General features: G+C 43.3%; 18 protein-coding genes. 6 read left to right on the forward strand and 12 right to left on the reverse strand.

From position 1 onward, the window contains the following. Positions 1 to 9 precede the first annotated feature (9 nt). The 3 genes from ACVW0P_RS13505 to fabF all read right to left on the reverse strand — a co-directional run bounded on the left by ACVW0P_RS13505 (position 10) and on the right by fabF (position 2,929). Positions 10 to 864: a pirin family protein gene (locus ACVW0P_RS13505; protein ID WP_457132577.1), complete on the reverse strand. Its 855-nt coding sequence runs from the start codon at positions 862 to 864 to the stop codon at positions 10 to 12. A 220-nt stretch (positions 865 to 1,084) separates the two neighbouring features. Continuing rightward, positions 1,085 to 1,666: a Crp/Fnr family transcriptional regulator gene (locus ACVW0P_RS13510; protein ID WP_457132578.1), complete on the reverse strand. Its 582-nt coding sequence runs from the start codon at positions 1,664 to 1,666 to the stop codon at positions 1,085 to 1,087. A gap of 24 nt (positions 1,667 to 1,690) precedes the next feature. Continuing rightward, positions 1,691 to 2,929, reverse strand: coding sequence for a beta-ketoacyl-ACP synthase II (fabF, locus tag ACVW0P_RS13515; RefSeq protein WP_457132579.1), 1,239 nt, complete (start codon positions 2,927 to 2,929; stop codon positions 1,691 to 1,693). A gap of 171 nt (positions 2,930 to 3,100) precedes the next feature. On the opposite strand from fabF, the gene ACVW0P_RS13520 reads away from it, so the two are divergent. Then, the gene (locus ACVW0P_RS13520; RefSeq protein WP_354430755.1) at positions 3,101 to 3,367 is read left to right on the forward strand and encodes a hypothetical protein; all 267 of its coding nucleotides are present in this window, start codon (positions 3,101 to 3,103) and stop codon (positions 3,365 to 3,367) included. Positions 3,368 to 3,403: 36 nt separating this feature from the next. Then, the gene (locus ACVW0P_RS13525; RefSeq protein WP_457132580.1) at positions 3,404 to 4,207 is read left to right on the forward strand and encodes an NIPSNAP family protein; all 804 of its coding nucleotides are present in this window, start codon (positions 3,404 to 3,406) and stop codon (positions 4,205 to 4,207) included. Here ACVW0P_RS13525 and ACVW0P_RS13530 read toward each other — a convergent pair whose 3' ends face one another. After that, entirely contained in the window at positions 4,208 to 4,882 is a 675-nt protein-coding gene (locus ACVW0P_RS13530) for a GNAT family N-acetyltransferase (protein WP_457132581.1), read from the reverse strand. It lies immediately after the preceding gene. Positions 4,883 to 5,099: 217 nt separating this feature from the next. On the opposite strand from ACVW0P_RS13530, the gene ACVW0P_RS13535 reads away from it, so the two are divergent. Both ACVW0P_RS13535 and ACVW0P_RS13540 read left to right on the forward strand, forming a co-directional pair. Next, positions 5,100 to 6,098 (forward strand): hypothetical protein, encoded by a 999-nt coding sequence (locus ACVW0P_RS13535; RefSeq protein WP_457132582.1) that lies wholly within the window; start codon positions 5,100 to 5,102, stop codon positions 6,096 to 6,098. A gap of 173 nt (positions 6,099 to 6,271) precedes the next feature. Then, positions 6,272 to 7,237 carry an ATP-binding protein gene (locus tag ACVW0P_RS13540; protein ID WP_457132583.1) on the forward strand — a complete coding sequence of 322 codons (966 nt, stop codon included), beginning with the start codon at positions 6,272 to 6,274 and terminating at the stop codon, positions 7,235 to 7,237. Positions 7,238 to 7,297: 60 nt separating this feature from the next. Here the strand turns inward: ACVW0P_RS13540 and ACVW0P_RS13545 are convergent, their stop codons facing one another. From ACVW0P_RS13545 to efp, 6 genes are all read right to left on the reverse strand, one after another. Continuing rightward, entirely contained in the window at positions 7,298 to 8,680 is a 1,383-nt protein-coding gene (locus ACVW0P_RS13545; RefSeq protein ID WP_457132584.1) for an alpha-amylase family glycosyl hydrolase, read from the reverse strand. A gap of 43 nt (positions 8,681 to 8,723) precedes the next feature. Beyond that, entirely contained in the window at positions 8,724 to 9,797 is a 1,074-nt protein-coding gene (locus ACVW0P_RS13550; protein ID WP_457132585.1) for a SusE domain-containing protein, read from the reverse strand. Between the two features lie 13 nt (positions 9,798 to 9,810). Beyond that, positions 9,811 to 11,292, reverse strand: a complete 1,482-nt coding sequence (locus tag ACVW0P_RS13555) for a RagB/SusD family nutrient uptake outer membrane protein (protein ID WP_457132586.1) — start codon at positions 11,290 to 11,292, stop codon at positions 9,811 to 9,813. Positions 11,293 to 11,298: 6 nt separating this feature from the next. Further along, positions 11,299 to 14,250, reverse strand: coding sequence for a SusC/RagA family TonB-linked outer membrane protein (locus ACVW0P_RS13560; protein ID WP_457132587.1), 2,952 nt, complete (start codon positions 14,248 to 14,250; stop codon positions 11,299 to 11,301). Between the two features lie 306 nt (positions 14,251 to 14,556). Then, on the reverse strand, positions 14,557 to 16,206 hold the full coding sequence (locus tag ACVW0P_RS13565) for a DUF6377 domain-containing protein (RefSeq protein ID WP_457132588.1): 1,650 nt from the start codon (positions 16,204 to 16,206) through the stop codon (positions 14,557 to 14,559). 211 nt (positions 16,207 to 16,417) lie between these two features. After that, positions 16,418 to 16,978, reverse strand: a complete 561-nt coding sequence (efp, locus tag ACVW0P_RS13570) for an elongation factor P (RefSeq protein ID WP_354430764.1) — start codon at positions 16,976 to 16,978, stop codon at positions 16,418 to 16,420. 233 nt (positions 16,979 to 17,211) lie between these two features. On the opposite strand from efp, the gene ACVW0P_RS13575 reads away from it, so the two are divergent. Beyond that, entirely contained in the window at positions 17,212 to 17,532 is a 321-nt protein-coding gene (locus ACVW0P_RS13575) for a hypothetical protein (RefSeq protein WP_457132589.1), read from the forward strand. Between the two features lie 12 nt (positions 17,533 to 17,544). Here ACVW0P_RS13575 and ACVW0P_RS13580 read toward each other — a convergent pair whose 3' ends face one another. Then, the gene (locus tag ACVW0P_RS13580) at positions 17,545 to 17,853 is read right to left on the reverse strand and encodes a winged helix-turn-helix transcriptional regulator (protein WP_457132590.1); all 309 of its coding nucleotides are present in this window, start codon (positions 17,851 to 17,853) and stop codon (positions 17,545 to 17,547) included. A 146-nt stretch (positions 17,854 to 17,999) separates the two neighbouring features. Between ACVW0P_RS13580 and ACVW0P_RS13585 the strand changes: the two genes are divergently transcribed. Next, on the forward strand, positions 18,000 to 18,743 hold the full coding sequence (locus tag ACVW0P_RS13585) for an SDR family oxidoreductase (protein ID WP_457132591.1): 744 nt from the start codon (positions 18,000 to 18,002) through the stop codon (positions 18,741 to 18,743). A gap of 141 nt (positions 18,744 to 18,884) precedes the next feature. Here the strand turns inward: ACVW0P_RS13585 and ACVW0P_RS13590 are convergent, their stop codons facing one another. Next, positions 18,885 to 19,832, reverse strand: coding sequence for a hypothetical protein (locus tag ACVW0P_RS13590; protein ID WP_457132592.1), 948 nt, complete (start codon positions 19,830 to 19,832; stop codon positions 18,885 to 18,887). Positions 19,833 to 19,852 lie beyond the last annotated feature (20 nt).

Here is a 19,852-nt window from a genome sequence, read left to right on the forward strand (position 1 = left end):
TGTTTCTGTTTAAAATTCAAGCGTGCCGAATAAACCATTTTTATAGTCCTCAATGGCTTGGTTGGTTTCTTCGATGGTGTTCATTACAAAATTATCTTTAGCGGCAACCGGCTCGTCAATTGGCTCGGCGCTCAGAAACAAGACTTGTGTATCTTCTTCGGCGGTAAGGATGATCTCTTCGTTATCCTTTTCAAAAACCACCAAATTATGCTGGCCAACTGTTTCCTGGTTTACGGTTACGCGGCCTTTGGCTATATAAAGCAATGTCCAGTATCCTGGTGTTGCTATCATTTGTACCTGTTTGCCCTGCGCTATTTCGCCCACTATTGATACAACCGGGGTTATGCTTTTTATCGGGCCGACTTGGCCGTCATAATCACCGCTTGCCAGCCTTAAGTTCACGCCATCTTGCAGCAAAACGTTTGGCTGCTGCATTTTAGTGGCCGATTGATAGCTTGGCTCATCCCATTTATTTGCTTTGGGTACGTTTATCCAAAGCTGGATCAGTTCTTGCGTGCCACCGTTCTTCAATAGCTCGGCTGTTGGGCCTTCGCTGTGTAAAACGCCTTTGCCGGCAAACATCCATTGCACATCGCCTGCTTTGATGGTGCCGCTGTGGCCTGCGCTATCCTTATGGTAACCTTCGCCCTGTAGCTGAAACGTAACCGGTGCAAAGCCGCGGTGCGGATGCGGGTGAATCCTTAACTCCTGCCCCGGCGTAATTTGCTTTGGCCCCATATGGTGCAGCACAACAAACGGATTAGCAAACCTGAAATCCATGTGGGGCAATGGCTGCCTTACGGTTTCATCTTTAGTTATTTGCTTTTCCCTGCCTGCAAGTATGTGTTGGATTTTCTTTTTCATATCTCTTTGGATTTGATATAACAAAGATAGCCTGCACACGCACGCAGCCCAATAATGTAGGTTAAGGCCAACACTTATGGCAGATTAAGAAGAAAACTTAATGTAGGTTAAGAGAGAAGAGCAGACTTTTGTTTGGAGTGAGGAACGTTAAAAGTATAATTTTATATAGGTTCTTCGATGGTATCTCGCCCTCCGCTCCTGCCCCTCGCAACCGCCAACCTTATTTAACAATCTGCGTGTTCAACATCTTGCTCAAAAACTCGGGGGTAACACCAATGTATGATGCCACCTGTTTTTGCGGAAGGGTTTTGATGAGCGACGGGTAAAGCTGGCAAAAGTTAGCGTAACGCTCCATTGCCGCAAAGATGGCATTGTCTATTTGCCTGTGCTGATACGTGGCAATGGCGTTTTGCCCTATAATACGGTTAAAGCGTTCAAACTTGGGGACTTTAATATTCAGTTCTTCAAAGTCGTTTTTATTGATGAAGATGTATTCGCTATCGTCAATCGCGTCTATATTGAGGCGGGCGGGTTCGGCGGTAATGTAGCTGCGCATATCGGTTATCCACCAACCCGCGGGGGCAAACTGCAGCACGTGCTCAGTGCCGTTCTTGTCAACCGCGTAACTGCGCAGGCATCCGCCGGTAACAAAAATTATTTTGGCGCTGATGTCGCCTTCCTCAAGTACAAACTGCTTGCGTCTGGCTTTTTTATAGTGGAGTATAGATAATAGCATCTGCTCTTCCTGCTCATCAAGCGTTACGTATTTGGCAATACTATTAAGCAAAAGGCTATTATCCATCGGCATAAATATATTAAAATTAGCTTACACCTTTTTAAATAAGGCAATACCATTATGGCCGCCAAAACCAAACGTGTTACTTAAGGCCACGTCGACTTTTTTATTGATAGCTTCTTTAATTACGATATGCAAATTAGAAGGCACCTCAGGGTCTATCGTGTGTGTATTGATGGTTGGCGGGATAATGCCATCTGTAATAGCTTTTATAGCGATGATAGATTCTATCGCGCCGGCAGCACCCAACAAGTGGCCGGTCATAGATTTTGTCGCGCTTACGGCAAGGTTCTCGTTAACGCCAAACACCGCGCTTATCGCTTTAGATTCGCTTAGGTCGCCCACTGGGGTCGAGGTAGCGTGTGCGTTTACGTAATTTACCTGATCCGCATTCAAACCTGCATCATGCAGGGCATATTTCATTCCCTGGATAGCGCCTTTACCTTCAGGATGGGTAGCGGTAATGTGATAAGCGTCAGATGTCATAGCTGCCCCGGCAACCTCGGCATAGATCTTAGCGCCGCGGGCAACAGCATGCTGGTATTCTTCAAATACTAATACACCAGCGCCCTCGCCCATCAAAAAGCCATCGCGGTCCACATCAAACGGACGGGAAGCTGTTTCGGGCGAATCGTTACGGTTTGACAGCGCTTTTAAAGCATTATAACCACCAATAGAAGCTTCACTGATAGGTGCATCGGCACCACCTGTGATAATAATTTTGGCTTTACCCCAACGGATATAGTTAAGGGCGTCCATTATAGCGGTATTGGCAGATGCACAAGCCGATACGGCAGAAAAGTTGATCCCCATATAACCGTATTTGATAGAGATAAGGCCCGAAGCCATATTCACCAAAGTTTTAGGGATAAAGAACGGATTGAAATGTGGCTGAAAGCCATTAGCAGCATAATCACGCACCTGCTGTTCAAAAGTTTCGAACCCACCTTGTGCCGAGCCCATGATAACGCCTATGTCAAACGGCGACATTTTATCCAGATCAAAGCCCGAATCCTCGATAGCCTCTTTGGCAGCAACCAGGGCATATTGGGTGTACAGGTCGTTACGTTTTATCTCGTTACGGTCCAGGTGCTCCAACATTGTAAAATCTTTTATCTCTGCGGCAAAGTGGGTTTTGAAACCGCTCGCGTCGAAACGGGTAATGGGCGCTGCATTGCTGCGGCCGTTTACAATGTTTGTCCAAAAACTTTTAATATCGTTCCCGGCAGGAGATAAAACGCCAAGGCCCGTAATAACAACTCTTTTCATGCTTAATATACCGCTAAAAACCGGCCAAAGTTTTAATACCCCGTGCCGCTGCAATTATGGGCGCAAATGTAAATGAATATGCGCTTAAATAAGCAATCGATCGGTAAACTTTTCGGTACGTTTTAGGGCATTATTTGTAAAAATGGTAAATTGCGCCTTTATTATTATACTATGCAAGAGTTACAAGACCCATTTGACGTGTTAGTAAACGGAGTTGTTTACGCCGTTTTCCCCGAAGAAGATAACATTTATACCATATTTAAAGCCGGCACCGAGTTTGGCAAAATAGAAAAGGATACCGATAATGTTTGGCTAATGCTAAACCCCGAAACCGATACTCCCATGTTTGATAACAACGCCGAGGTTGATGCGATAGGCCAGGCCATAACCAACTATGTGCCCGAAGAGGAAGACGAAGATGATGAGGATTTTGAATAAGAAACATTATATTAGGCCCACCAATCAATAACTCAAATGCAAAGACGCTCATTCGTTAAAGGATCATTAATAAGCGGCGTAATTGCTGCTGTAGCTCCTGCTGTTGCCACGGCACAATCTAAACCACATTCAAACAAAACACATTCGGCAGAATATTATGAACTAAGGGTTTACACTTTTAAAGATCAGAAGCAACAACAACTTACCGAAGATTTTTACAAGGATGTTTTTGTCCCTCTTGTAGCAAAACAGTCTCACCAGCCCGTTGGCGTTTTTACCGAAATGAACCCAACCGGCCAAACAAAGCTTTATATTTTTATCCCGTACAGTAGCCATACTCAATTAGAGGTTTTTAACAATGAGTTGGAAAACAATAAAGATTACTGGAAACTTGGCTCGGCTTATTTAAATGCCCCTGCCAGCGACCCTGCCTTTGAACGCCTGGATACATCGGTTTTAAAAGCATTTAAACATATGCCCAAAAAACAACTGCCACCACGCGAACAACGTATCTTTGAACTTCGCCAATATAAGAGCGCCAGCGAAGCCGCCGGTAAAAAGAAGATAGAGATGTTTAACGACCAGGGTGAAGTGGATATTTTTAAACGCCTTGGATTTAAACCCGTATTTTTTGGCGAAACCATTATTGGCGATAACCGCCCAAACCTAACCTACATGGTTACATTTAAAGATATGGATGATAAAGGCGCCCGTTGGAAGAGTTTTGGCGGTGATGCCGAGTGGAAAAAAATAAGCGCCGTGCCTGAGTATGCCGATGCGTTGTTGGTATCTAAAATAACCTCAACCATGCTGGTGCCGACCGCTTATTCGGCTATATAATTAAAGACTGCAAACGTAGCCAAAAATTATCTCTCGGGTTTTAAAGCCCACACGTTCGTAAACCCTAACTGCAGTGTTATTGACAAGCACATGCAAGAAAGGGATCTTACCTGCTTCTATAATGCGTTTGATCTGTTCGTTCAGTAAAATGCCAGCGTAACCTTTGCCGAGATAATCTGGATGGGTACAAACCGCGCTGATCTCTACATAAGGCAAGGGCTGCATGCGCTGGCCTGCCATGGCAATTAATTTACCGTTTACGTATATCCCTGTGTATTCGCCAAACTCTATGGTGCGCTGCAGGAACGGGCCGGGCGCCGTTAGCGTAGTTAAAGCGATCATTTCGGGGATATGGGTATTATCCAGTCCGGTTATCGCTACCCCGTTTTGGTTAGGCGGCACCGGGCCTTCATAAACCATCTGTTTCATTTCAAAAGCCTTAACAACTTTCCATGGCTCGGGAAATTTTATTTCCGTCTGTCTAAAGAAAACGTACGGGCCTTTATCTGGTACCATGTCCTTTAAAGCATCAAAATCACCGTCGGTATAATCTTTTAAACCTGCAAAAGGCGCTACATCCCTTTGAAAATAACCCATGTTACCATTCACAGCAGCAAGGCTTTTGCTGCCAGTTGCAAGGGCATTATAAAGGGGATTATCGAGTAAGTGCTGCATATAAATAATTGATGCGCAAACTTAATCGATAGCTGCATATTAACCAACATTCCCGTGTAAAGTAGTTTCATTGCCATAATTTGCAGGCAGTTAACAATTATTATTAGTATGCTAATTAACGTTACCTTTATGTTGGTTACTTTTATCTGTAATACCAAGTTTTCTGCAATTATAATTGTAGTTATATTTCATACTAATAGAATTCTAAGCCGATCCGATGACTAAAATAATGCCGCCACCGGCAAATACCTATTCTGCTATTTTTAAAATAGCAGATGAAGTTATAATTGCCAAATACGCACCGGCCTGCGTTGTTGTAAACGATGTATTCGATGTGATCCAATCCCGTGGCAAAACCGATAACTGGCTTGCCCCTGTTGTGGAAGGCACACAGGTAAACCTGCTTAAAACAGCACGCGAAGGTTTGGTCTTTGAACTACGCTACTTGCTTCACCAGGCAAAAAAAACTAACATCCCATCTTTTAAACACAATATTTTATTCCTGCGACCGGATGGCCAACAGTATGTTGACATAGAGGTCACCCCTATTATTAATGCTGATGGCATACACTTTTTGGTAGTATTTAAAGAGGGTACGATGTATGCAGACAAGGCACAATCGGCAAAAACACAAAGCCGTTTGAGGATAGAACAGTTGGAAGATGAGCTAAAGCAAACGCATGCCGATATGGCATCGATATCTGACGAACAGGAAGCCATTTACCAGGAACTGCAAAGCGCAAACCTTGAACTATTAGCCAGCGGCGACGAGAAGCAAATTATAAATGAGGAACTGGAAACCTCTAAAGAGGAGTTACAAAGCACCAATGAAGAAATCATGGCTATCAATGATGCCCTGAGCGACCGTAACGACGAACTCACCTACGCCCGTACCTTTACCGATGGCATTATCAATACTATTGGCGACCCGCTTATTATATTAGACGAACACCTGCGGGTTAAACAGGCTACCAACGGCTTCTACAGCAAATTTAAAGTGGATGAAGCCGAAACAGAAGGCCGCTATATTTATGACCTGGGCAACCAGCAATGGGATATACCGGCGCTGCGTACCATGCTGGAGAATATTTTGCCACAACAAAAGGTGGTGCTTAATTACGAGGTTACGCATATTTTCCCTTCTATCGGCCGTAAAATAATGAATTTGAACGCCCGGCAATTGGAGAAAATGAACGGCGAATTGCTGATACTTTAGCCATTGTTGATATTACCGACAAGCGCAGGATTGAAGAAGGCCTGGCCGAAGTTGAAAAACTTTTTGCAGAAAGCAAAGAACGCTTAAAACTTGCTGTTGACGCCGCCGGCCTGGGCACCTGGGATTACAATTCAATAACAGGCGAACTGATCTGGGACCACCGGTGTAAAGAAATGTTTAACCTGCCTGTAGCAGATGAGATAACGTATGACCGTTTTATTGCGCTGATATTAGCTGAAGATAGAAAGAAAGTAGATAAAGCACTTAAACGCGCCTTGAACGGGCTTGATGGTGGTGAGTATGATGAGGAGTTTCGTACCACAGGCACAGATGGCAACAAGCTAAAATGGCTAAAATTTAAAGGCAAGGCGTATTTTGATGAAGCAGGTATAGCATACCGTTTTGTTGGCACTTCACTGGATATTACTGTGCAAAAGATGCTGGATGAAGCAACTATCGAATTGCTTAAGCAAAAGGACGATTTTATGAGCATTGCAAGTCATGAGTTAAAAACGCCAATTACCAGTTTAAAGGCATCGCTGCAATTGCTGGATAAAATTAAAGATGCCCCGGCATCGCCTATTCTAAGCAAACTGATCTCCGTTGCCAACAAAAGCATGGAAAAAGTGAATAACCTGGTGACCGACCTGCTGAACGTAAGCAAATTAAACCAGGGGCAATTGCATATCCTTAAAAGTGAATTTAGCATAGGCAGCGTTATTGATGCCTGCTGCCATGATGTACGCGCGGAAGGTTTATATAGTATCATTACTACCGGGAATGGATCGTTAAAGGTTTTTGCGGATGCCGGGCGAATAGAGCAGATTTTGGTAAACTTTGTAAACAACGCTATCAAATATGCCCCGCTATCTAAAGAGATCATTATTACTGTAGTGAAGATGGATAGCACGGTAAAAGTATCTGTAAACGATAAAGGGCCGGGCATCGCTGCAGATATGGTCCCTCACTTGTTCGACCGGTATTACCGGGTTGATAAAAGCGGCACCCAATATTCGGGTTTGGGCTTAGGTCTGTACATCTGTGCTGAGATCATCAAAAAACTTGACGGCGACATTGGCGTAGACAGCGAAGTTGGCAAAGGCAGCAGCTTTTGGTTCACTATCCCGCTGGCACAATAAAAAAAGCCCGCAACATCTCAATTGCGGGCTTAAACCAAATATAAAATTAACCAATAATCTTTATTGTACTAATACCATATGCTGGTAAGGTTGCAGGTATAAACTGTTCCCTAAAGTTACAGCCGCATTTGTAAAAGCGTTTTTCCAGCCTGCGCCTGCCAATGCAGGGGGCACTGTATAAGTGGCGTTATTGCCACGTATGTTAGCTATCACCAAAACCTTTTGTTTATCGTTAGATTTTGTGAACGCCGCCACATTATCGCTGCTGTAAACGCTCAAGTCGCCGGTTTTAACCGCATCGCTGCCCGCGCGGAAGTTTAGGATACTCTTGTACTCGGCAGTCATGTCCGGGTTGGTGCTCCAGTCGATAGGTGTATTGTAGAAGAAATCGATCTTTTGGGTAGTACCCACTTCCTGGCCATTGTAGATCATCGGCACACCTTTCATGTAAGCCGTTACCAGGAATGCTGCCATTGAGCCAGTTTTACCGCCGTAAATATTAACGGGACTACCATCGCTCAGGTAAACATCATGGTTGGTTGTGTACCTAACTACTTGCGAACCCGGTAATGCCGACGCATACTCCGTAGTGTTTGTGTTTTGCAGCACGCTTAACGAGTTGGATGCATCAAATACTTTGTTCTTAAGGTCGTAGTAGTAACCCATCCCATATACCATCTGGAAACCGGCCTTAAAATGATCGGCGCGGGTACCTTCGGCAAGCATCATTAGCTTGTGGGTGGTTATGCTTTTCATAGCGTCATTAGCTTCCTTCCAAAAATCAAGCGGTACAAAATCGGCGGCATCGCAACGGTAACCATCTATATTGGCATTGTAAACCCAATACTTCATGGCATCTATCATCGCGGCACGCATTTCTTTGTTAGTGTAATCGAGCGCTATTACGTCGGTCCAGTTGGTACCTGCGGGAGGGATAAAGTTGCCCTTATCGTCCTGTTTATACCAGCTTTTATTGGCCGTCCAGGCGTTATCCCATGACGTATGGTTGGCAACCCAATCAAGCATTACGGCCATACCTTTTGTGTGCGCGGCATCAACCAAAGCACGCAGGTCATCAAGCGTACCAAATTCGGTATTAACGGCTTTGTAATCTTTAACTGAGTACGGCGAGCCCAAGCCACCTGCAGATTTTACAACCCCTACCGGGTAAATCGGCATCAGGTAAACTACGTTTATGCCAAGGGCCTTTATGTTATCAAGTTTTGCGATCACGCTTTTAAAATCGTGGTTCTCGCTGAATGCACGTAGGTTTACCTGGTAAATCGCGGCATCTGTTGTGGTAGGCACGCCGGCAAAGGGTGTACCGTACTGCGCGTAGGCAGGATCAGTTTTAACATTATTGTTGCCATCCTTTTTACAAAAACTGAAAATGGTAACGAGCGATAAAAGCAGCAGTTTCATTAGTGTTGGTTTGAATTTCATGATTTCAAATTAAATAGGTCGATGGCTGGCACCGCCCCATAAATTAATTTTTCTTTAATTTAAAGTTGTAGTTTGACGGGTCGTGCAGATCAAGCGTGATGGTGTAGTTACCATCGGCGGGCACCGTAATGTTGTTTACCTTATCGTTATAGCCATATACCGGGCTATCTGCATAAGCAAGGTCACCATCGGCATTCACACCAAAATCTATCGCCCAGGCGTTGTTAGCCCTAAACTTGAACGAACCATCTTTCTTCATATCGCAGGTTACGCTCAAAACCTGTTTTGCAGGGTCGTAAGCAAGCTGGGTATCGGTGTTCCAGCCACCGGGTGAAGCATCACCCAATATAGACCAGGTAGTAGGCACTGCCGACCATGTGTTGGAATTTAAGTTGATAGATACCTGCATGTAGCCGGGTCCCGGTGCTACCATACCACCTGCCAAACCATCTTCGGTAACGGTGTTGTTGCCGCTATCGCCAAAGTTGATGTGGTTCCAATCTTGCGCGCTGGTAAATTTAAAGTAGTAGTTATCTGCCACAGGCATATAAACGTAACCCTCATAAATTTTCGGTTTTAGGGCGGCCGCCATTGGAGCTTCGCCGGGGTTCCATCCCTGGTAGTTGCCCGGAATATAAACCAACGGGTAAACGGCAACAGGTTGGTAAGCCGTAACCTTTAAAGTAAGCGCTTTTGTATAAGCGTACTGATCCTGATATGATTGGATCCTGACTACCATTGTGCCCTGTGTGCCGGGCACTAAGCCCATGGTAAGCGCCATGGTGTTAAGATCTTTACCTAAAAAAGATTTGCTCAGTACATCTTTACCTACGGCTATTACCTTGGCGTTCGCCCAGGCGTTGTTACCAACGGTATCGGTAGGTACATCTATCTGCAAGATGTAAGTTACCGACGCTTTAACCGGGTATTTAACTGCCGGCCATGAAAACGTTACAACTGATGTTGTATCGTTAGACTTAGCAAGGGTTACCGCGCTTGTGGATACAGTTGGCTCGGTAACAAATGAAACTGTTGCCAGCTTGGTTATCTCAGCCTCCTTTTTACAAGCCACAAGGCCTGCAAAAAGTATTATTGAAAGGTATATTAATTTTTTCATGTCTGTTTTTTGATTAATAACCGGGATTTTGTTTTAATGTAGGGTTTGCATCAAGCGCGCCTGTAGGTATAGGGAATATTTGCTTGTAGGCTGGTGTTGTTGGTACAAAACCATGCGCTAAAGTAAACTTGCCAAAACGGATCATATCCTGCCTGCGGTGGCCTTCCATGTTTAGCTCAAAGCCACGCTCGTCGTAAATGTTATCAAGCGTTGGGCTGGCAATGGTGCCCAACCCCGCACGTGTGCGGATCTGGTTTAGGAACGGTGCAGCTGCACCGGGGTTGCCTAAACGCACATTACATTCTGCCTGCATCAGCAAAATATCGGCAAACCTGTAAACCGGGAAATCGTTTGAAGCGCCACTGGCATCAACAGGTGCAGCCGGGAAAAACTTAACATCCCTGATGCCATCATCGGGTGCTGCACCGGGGTCGATGAGTGATGATACATCTTTGGTGTAAGTTACACTGCCCGCCTGCGCGCCAACAAGGAATTGCTTTTTACGTACGTCCTTATCATCAAACTTATCGTAAAATTCTGATGGGATAACAGTACCATTCCAACCGGCAAAGCCAATTAAAGCTGTGCCATTGGCGCTGTTTAAGCTGCGGATACCTATAATATTACCACTAATAACGTTTTCGGTTATGAATAACGCCAGGATGGTTTCATCATTAGGGCAAACATCACCAAACAATTCAAAGTATTGCGAACCCAACGGGCTGCTTGCGTTTAACGCGCCACTGTGTAAGGTAAAGCCGCCTGTTGCTACTTTATTACAAGCTGCAAGTGCATCGGCCCAACGCGGCGTACCGGTATAAACCTCCGCATTCATGTAAAGCTTGGCCAATACGGTATAGCCTGCCCATTTGTTAAAACGGCCATAATACTGTGTACCACGTGTTTCAGATAACAGGTCTACATTTTCCTTTAACTCTTTCTCAATAAAGGTGAAAACTTCGGCACGTTTTGCCTGCGGTATTTTGGATACATCGGTATTGTTATCGGTATAGAACGGCACATCGCCAAAATCATCTATAGCCAAATAATACAGCCATGCTCTTATTACTTTTGCTTCGGCAATTTTTGCCGGGTCGGCCTTTGCCGCGGTAAGCTGGGTTACAGCAAGGTTAGCGCTGTAAACAGACGAGTAGATCCAATTCCAGGTATTGTTTATGATACTAAGGTTTGTTTGTGCGGTACGGGTATAAAGCTGCGCGAAATCAAGCTGCCAGTCGCCGGTGTTACGGTGAGGTATCACCTGCTCGTCGCTTGAGTATGAGTTAAGATCATACCAGCAGTTATCGCGGCCTGCATAGTTGCTGCCCCAGCTGCCGGTTACTTTGCTGTAAACGTTTGCCAAAGCTACATCGGCACCCGCCGGCGAAGCGTAAAATTCGTTAGTGCTGTATTTGTCGTAAACGTTCTCGTTAACCTTGGTACAACTCTGGGTAACCAAGCCAATAATTGCGGTAACTATTAATATTTTTTTCATGATTGGTTATTTTAAAACAACATTTAAGCCTACAGAAAAAGTACGGGTACGTGGGTAGATCCCATTATCTACACCTGATGAACTCCCGCCGCTTGCATCCAATTCCGGATCTAAACCGCTGTAACCTGTAATTAACGCCAGGTTTTGGCCGGTTAACGATACACGCATAGCACTTATGTATTTAGCCTTAACATTTATCCGGTAGCCAAAAGATAGGTTTTCCCATCTTAAATAAGAGCCGTTCTCTAACCAAAGGTCCGATCCATATTCTGTAGAAGCGATGCCCAGTGGTACCGAGCTTTGCAGCAGGTTTGATTTACCCAGGTTTTCTAACAAGCTAAATTTTTGCCTGATGCTGTTGTAGATCTTATTACCACCCGATCCGCGCCAAACCATTGATGCATCAAAGTTTTTATAGCTAAAGCTTGGGGTAAAGGCGTAAGTGTATGTAGGCAAAGCCTGGCCTTCCTCTATCCTATCCGGGCTTTGAACGCTGGTATCAAACTTGCCGTCCTTGTTTTGATCTACCACGGTTTCGGCATTGTTAGCATTTTTGCCGTCGTGTTGCAAGATCAGGTAAGTACCAATCGGCTTACCCTGTATCAGGTAGGCATTGACACCCCAGGCAACGTAGTTGGTAGGGATATCGTACCCCTGGATGTTACCACCAAGGCTTACCACTTTATTCTTCATAATAGACCCGTTCCCTGCAAGGGTTAAGGTCATATTGCTGTTACGTATTACCGCGTAACTTAAAGCAAGCTCTAATCCCTGCTTTTTTAAACTACCCACGTTTGCAAGTATATTACCTGTTAAAAACGGCCCAACAAGTGGTACGGTGTAGTTAAACAAAAGGTTATCTGTTCGTGACGAATAGGCATCTACGCTACCGCTAAGCCTATCGTTAAACATCGAAAAATCTAACCCTAAGTTGGTTTGCTTAACTGTTTCCCACCGTAAGTTAGGGTTCGAGTTTTGGGTAGCCGCATAGTTAGGGATAATGGCACCGCCAAAATAAACCGAACCTGCCTGGCCCACTAACGGAATAGAGTTGTAAGGAGTAATACCTTGCTGATTACCTGTTACACCATAACCGCCACGCAGCTTCAATGAGCTTACCAGGTTTTGATCCTTCATAAAATCTTCCTGATCTATGCGCCATGCAAGTGATGCCGACGGGAAGTTGGCCCATTTGTTATTCACACCAAACACCGTTGAACCATCGCGCCTAAAGCTTGCGGTTAACAGGTATTTGTTGTTGTAGGAATAGTTTAACCGGCCTAAAAATGACACTAATCTTCTTTGATTTTTGTATGATGAAATATCACCAACGGTAGCTTTTGAAATATCGCCTAACTGCAACGCGTTGTAGGTGGCAATATCATTAATAAAGCCTTTGGCCTGGGCAAAATTACCATTGTAGGTTTGGGCTTGCCATTCATAAACTGCAGTCGCATCAATATGGTGTACACCAAAATCGCGTTTGTACGTTAGGTTGATATCCATTAACTTCTCATCGGTATGCTTGTTGTTAACATTGGCAACACCTTTAAAATCAATGGCCGATTGTATGGTTGATGAAACCGGCGCGTAATAGCCCGAGTTTTCATCTACCTTTCTCCAACTGCCGAACCATCCGGCCGATAAACCTTTATAAAGTTCCAGGTTAGCGCTTAAGCTTCCAAAAAGGTTATTGATATTATTATCGTTTTTGATGGTAGTTGCAACCGCATATGGGTTGGTGTACTGGAACACATTAGGGTCGCGGTAGAAAGTACCGTCGGCGTTTAATACAGGGTCTGTAGGCCTTGCTACGTATGCCTGGCTTATGAGGTTTGAATTGAACGCGACATTACCCACCCCGGTTGGGCTGTAAGTGGTTTTGTTGATACCGCTGTTCAGGTTCATGGTAAGCGTTAACCTGTTATCTAACGCTTTTTGGCTTGCTATGATACGGCCTATATATTTTTTGTAGCCCGAGTTGATAACAATACCCGTTTGATCTATAGCGGTTACCGACGCACGGTAATTAAAATCGTTAGCGCCACCGCCAAATGCCAGCGTATGGTTTTGCGTAACACCGTTTTGGGTAAGGATGTTATACCAATCGGTATTTGAGCCGTGGTTGGCAGATGCATCTACACCTTGTGCAGCAGCTTGCTGCGTCCAGCCGGCGGCATCTAAAAACTTCAGTTTTTTAGCAATTACATCTAACGAAGTATTCTCTGTAAACTCGACACTGGTTTTGCCCGCTATACCTTTTTTGGTAGTAACCAATATAACACCCGGCGCACCACGCGAACCGTAAATGGCCGTTGCAGATGCATCTTTTAGGATGTCTACCGACGCTATCTCGCTTGGCGGTACCTGGTTTAACAGATCAAGGTTACCCTGTATCCCGTCAACAACAACTAATGGGTCGTTACCGCCCTGTAGCGATGTAATACCACGGATGCGCACGCTTGGCGATACACCCGGCTCGCTACCTACCTGCGAAATATTAACACCTGCGGCTTTACCTGCCAACTGTTGCAAAGGGTTGGTAATTGGGCCGGGGTTTAAATCTTTAGCAGCAATATTAGATACCGCGCCTGTAATGTCCGACTTACGGCTTGTACCGTAACCCACAACCACTACTTCGGACAGTGATTTCGAATTTTGCGCCATCTGGATGGTGAGCGGCGTATTGGCAACCATTGTTTTTTCGGTTACGTCATAACCAACAAAGGTTACACTTACCACAATGGCCTGCTGCGCGCTCTTTACTTCAAAAGCACCGTTTACATCTGTAGCGGTAGCAATTTCAGTACCCTTTACGCGCACAACTGCCCCCGGTAAAGGCTGGTTGTTCTCATCAACCACTTTACCCTTGAAGGGTGCATTTTGCGCAAAAGTTAAAGTAGCACAAAGAAAGAAAAGCACGGTCAAGCCGTACTTGAATAAGGAAATGTGTTTCATTTAAAACGGTTTAATGGGTTTAATAATTGGGCTGCCGTTTTGAGAGCGGCAACAGTATCAAAGTAAAAGAGCTTTACCTGCACATACAATATGTATGGAAACCAATATTAAAAAAACCAAGCGGCTTAATATAATAAATAACTGATAATCAATAATTTACATGGCTGTCATCTAAGGGTTTGTATAGATTATTACGAATGCAATATCATTATAGACTGTCTTTTAGCACACTATACAACAGAATTTTCGGGAGAATATAGAGCATATGGCTGCCAATAACACCGGGTTTGTGAACAAAACAAAAAATTAAATTATTACCGGCAGATCTTTAACCGCTTTAATGCTCATCACCTTTTCTTCAAAAAGATCGTTAGACACAAAAGACCGGTTCTTTACTTTGGTTTTGTAAGTGTAAATGGTGTTAACAGAATAGTTAAGGATCTTGGCGATGGTTTCGTTCTCCTCTATCCCCAAACGGATGAGCGCGAAGATGCGCAGCTCGTTATTCAACAGGTGGCCTTCGGCAAGGTGCGTTTGATGGTCGGCATCAAATAGCAGATTAAAATCTTCTACAAAGTTGGGGAAGATGTTCAGGAATACCTTATCAAAGCTATGCGAAAGGTTCTCGCGCTCAAAGTTAGTGTTAAGGCGGTTCAGCACCAATTGCACTTCGTCGTAGCGTTTCTCTTTCACTATCTTCTCTATCGAGCGTTTCAGTCGGTCTATCTTCTCGATATAATCTGAGTGAATATTGAAGAAGTTGCCGATGTACTCATCCTTGATCATGTTAGCCTCATCCAGCTTTATATTAATATGCGTAAGCGACCGGTTGGCTTTATCGAGCGTAACGTTAACTTTCGTTAACGATTCGTTTGCAGTGTTCAGGTCGTTGTTCTTTTTAACGATGATCTCATCTGCAATGCGGAGTTTCTTTAACTGGCGCGATGTAATTACCGAGAAGATGATAACCACCACAATCAACAAAGTAATGATGGACGCGTACATCATGAGCGACCGCTTCTGCTTTTCTATCCCGTTTATCTTCTCATTCTCGATTATGGGCAATATGCTGCTTATTTGTGCTTCGCGATGGCGGGCACCGTAAAAGGTAGCATCACTTATAGCGTTGTGAATGTAGAGGAATGCATTTTTTGTGTCACCTTGCTCATACAATCTTGTTGCTAAATTTGTAAGCGCTACCGATTCTTTAGTGGAGTGTACGTTATCGATGATGGCTGCCTGAAACAAATGCTGCATCCCCATTCCATTATTCTTGTTTACAAAGTAGATATAGCTAAGGCAGCTGAGGTTGACTGCGCTATCCTGATAGGTTTGCGGTAATTTCATAATAGCCAGGTAAGGCGCCAAAGCTGCTTTATAATCTGCACTGCGTAAGGCTTTTAGCCCGGCTGCCGACAAGTACTCATAGGTATCCGGCTTGTGTGAGTTTAATATCGAATCGCAATATTTGAGGCCTATAGCGCTGTAATGGTAGTAATAATCGTCAATCTTATCAAAATCGCCAATATCAAAATGGCTGCGTGCCTGTAAAAACAAGTATTGAAATTTCTGCTGATCATTCAAGTAACGGGTATTTACCTTGCTCAAAGTATCAAGCCCCTCTTTAAACATCCCGGCAGATACCAGCACAAAACCCATATCAACTTTGGCGTAATTTATTTTGTTTTGGTCTTTAAGTTGGTAGGCACAAGCGTTCAGCTTTTTGCTATACACATAAGCAGAATCGTGCACGAAAGATTTGTAGGCGTCAAAAAGTTTCTGGTAGTACCCATACCTCGCGTTAAGCGACGAATAGTTTGCCTTAAGTTCAAGTTTGATCCTGTCAATTGCAGCGAACCTTGCCTGATCGTTTTGCTTTTTATTATCGAGGATGGTATTAAGCACCTTTTGCAGGCTATCAATTTTATCTGCAGCCTTCACTGCTCTTGCCTGCATGAACAGCACAAGCAAAATGCTGCAACAACTTAGTATAAATTTATATCTGGCACCGGTTCTCATTCACTAAACTTTACAATAATTGGTACTGCAAAATAAGTAATTTATGTGATGAAAGAGAAGATTCGCCGTATTTCGCGTGCAAATTATAAACAGCAAAGCCCGGACAATTTTCCAGGCTTTGCTATTGTATAAAAAATAAGTTTGCTAATTATTTAACGCGTTCAACATATTCGCCGGTGCGGGTATCAACTTTAATTTTATCGCCTTGGTTTACAAACAACGGCACTTTAACTTCAACGCCATTTTCGGTAGTAGCGGCTTTTAACGCGCCCGATGATGTATCGCCTTTAACGGCAGGTTCGCTGTAAGTAATTTCTAACTCAACAAAGTTAGGGGCTTGCGCCATAATAGGCTCTTCACTTTCAAAAGAAACAATCACGTTCATCCCCTCTTTTAAAAATTTAACAGCCGGGCCAAATAATGATTTAGGGATGTTATGCTGATCATAAGTAACATTATCCATGATCACCATAGATTCGCCTTCTTCATACAGGTATTGAAAATCGCTGGTTTCTACCCGGCAAATCTCAACTTGCTCATCAGTAGCTAAACGTGCTTCAACGATTTTACCGGTTTTGATATTGCGGAATTTATCCAGGTAAAACGCACCGCCTTTGCCCGGTGTACGGTGTAAAACTTCGGTAACTGTTACCAATTCGCCGTTAAAGCGTAATATATTTCCTACTTTAATTTCAGATGCCTTTGCCATGTAAATACTATTGTAAAATTTAAGCCCCAAAGATATATTAAGTTACGATAATCATCACCTAAAAAATTTCGCCCTTGAAATAGCTGTTTTTTGTACCGTAAAATACAGTTCAGCTGTTCAATCCTTTGTTCACAAAAAGCGCCTCCCGTCTAAAATATACTACATACGCATCACATTGGGGGTTTTTGCCCGGTTAATAATCTTATGGCACAATTTTGGAATAGCTAATATCAATGAAACAATTTAAAGAAAACGCCTCTGTAATTTTCACCGATAGTGACGGCAGGCAGATAGATACCTTCGTAATTTTTGACACTGATAAGTTAACCGGCTTAACTCACATCAACCACGAGAACCTCAAGGTTAGTGGGGATAGCCTTGTGCTACACTCTAAAACTGTTGGATTATACCATATGCCGTTGACAGATGCCTTTAGTTTTGAGATGCTTAGCAAATTAAAAGCTAAATACAGCAAAGCTGACGCTAAAATAAAAACAACACCGATATCTGAAAAACAAGCAAATGCGATGTACGTGTTGGCTAAGGCATCTTAATACCGCCGACAACTATTTTCCGGTGATCACCTTGCGATGTTCCGTTCCCCACTCAGATAGGTTGTTAATTATGGTTTGTAACGTTTTACCATACTCCGTTAAGTGATACTGAACGGTTATCGGATGCGTATCTAAAACAACTCTGTTAATTAGCTTATTCATTTCAAGCTCTTTTAATTCTTTGCTCAACATTTTGTTTGATATGCCCTGTACATCAGTCAAAATATCGGAAAACCTCCTTTTGTTATAATAGCAAATAGACGATATAATAGAAATTTTCCATTTCCCATTCAATACGTCCATTGCATCATGTACAGCCATGATCTCTTTTTTGTGCCCTATTTGGCAAATATATTTATCCATAAGTTACTTTGTTACCCAAACGTTACTGTTACTTTTTGTTACAAAGTAACTAAAATAAATTTAAGTAAGCTAAGTTTGCACCGTAAACAATTTAAAAATAAGCGATGAATTTCACAGACAAAAATGTAGTTATAACAGGCGGCACAACAGGGATTGGCTTAGCAACAGCGAAAGCATTTATCAAAGCAGGTGCAAATGTTTGGATAACTGGCAGGAATGCTAACAACCTGCAAAAGGCAACCGAAGAGATAAACAGCCCAAATTTGAAAACTGTTGTTTCCGACACTTCTAAATTGGAAGATATTCTGATCTTAGAAAAAACATTTGCACAAGGCGGTAATAAGTTGGATGTACTTTTCTTAAACGCTGGCATTGCGGTGTTCACACCTATTGAACAAACAACAGAAGCAGATTTCGACGCACAATTTAATACCAATGTAAAGGGGCACTTTTTCACTTTGCAAAAATTAATACCTTATTTGGTAGATGGTGCGAGTGTGATATTTACTTCCTCTACAGTGGCAACAGCTTCAAACTTAGGCGCTAGTGTGTACTCTGCTACAAAAGGGGCGTTAAACAAAATTGCCCAAATTGCTGCGAATGAATTGGCAGATAGAAAAATCCGCGTAAACATTGTTAGCCCCGGCCCGGTACAAACGCCCGGTTTAGAATACGCCGTACCTGAAGGAGCCAAAGAATACTTAGCAGCCGCAACTGCCCTACAAAGGTTAGGCAATGCCGATGAGATAGCAAGCACAGTATTATTCCTGGCATCTGATGCTGCAAGTTTTATTACTGGGACAGAGATTATAGCTGATGGCGGTTACCTTAACTACGGTTTAAAATAATAGGCAACACCGTTACATTAAACAAAGAAAGCGGCATTCGCCGCTTTCTTTGTTTACAATTATCAAGTAACAAATCATCAACAAAGGTGTGAGACGGTATTGCATCCATTAAACGCCGATTCGTTTACTATTTGATCGTTTTCAAAAACAAATTTTATGAAGTCTTGCTTCCGAAATAGCCAAATCGTCATAAAGGTCATGAAATAACATTGAGGCCTGATCCGGCATTTGAGGAAAAATTTGTTTATAATAATCTATACCACTTTGAAGCTGGTCTTTAAATTTTTCAAGTTGCTTTCTTTTTTTGTCAGTCAGATCCTTAAGTTGCGCCTGGATGTCCGTTTGCAAATAGTCAATATATAAATTTAATTCTTTGATGAACATATGCGGACGGCTAATCTTTTTTAACAAATTGAGTTTGCCATAAATATGCTTCACCATTTCGTCAAGCGAATATACCCGGTCAAAATAGGCCAGGTTTGGCCCCGGGCAAATAGCCACAGCCCTGTTTTCCTTAGGCTTAACAATATCGTATTTGATATAAGCGGATGAACACAGGCCTTCGCATAAACATATCTTTTCTGTAACAGCGCTACACTGCTCATTAAAGTCAACTTCATCAAGACCAGAAGCTTGTAATTGGTTTATTTTTAGGTTCTGATATTCCCGGGAGGCGGTGCAAATAGGTTGAACGGTAAATTCCGTATTAGTACAAAGGTATTTTTTGGTACAGGGGCTACCCGGCTTTCCTGCTACTATACGCGCAATTCTTTGCGTTTCACTGGTTGCCGGCTTAAAATTATTGAATAAGATACCTAAAGGCGATGATGCACTAAGGTAGTAATCAGATTCCGCCGCATCAGATAATTGCAACAAGGTCTCCCCATCTACATTTGTGGCTTCGGGCACTAAAAGAAAGGGGCTCCCCCATCCGGTGGCATCTACGCTATAATTTTTAAAAAGAAATTCATTTTCTGAGGCAGTACCTATCCCACCCTGTACACTCAACTTTTGTATTGGAGGACGGGCACAAGTAATATCTTTTTGGACAAGCGCCTGATGATACATCTCAAAAAGCTCTGCAATCATTAACTCTCTTTTCTGCTTAA

The organism is Mucilaginibacter sp. UYNi724, from assembly GCF_054057495.1.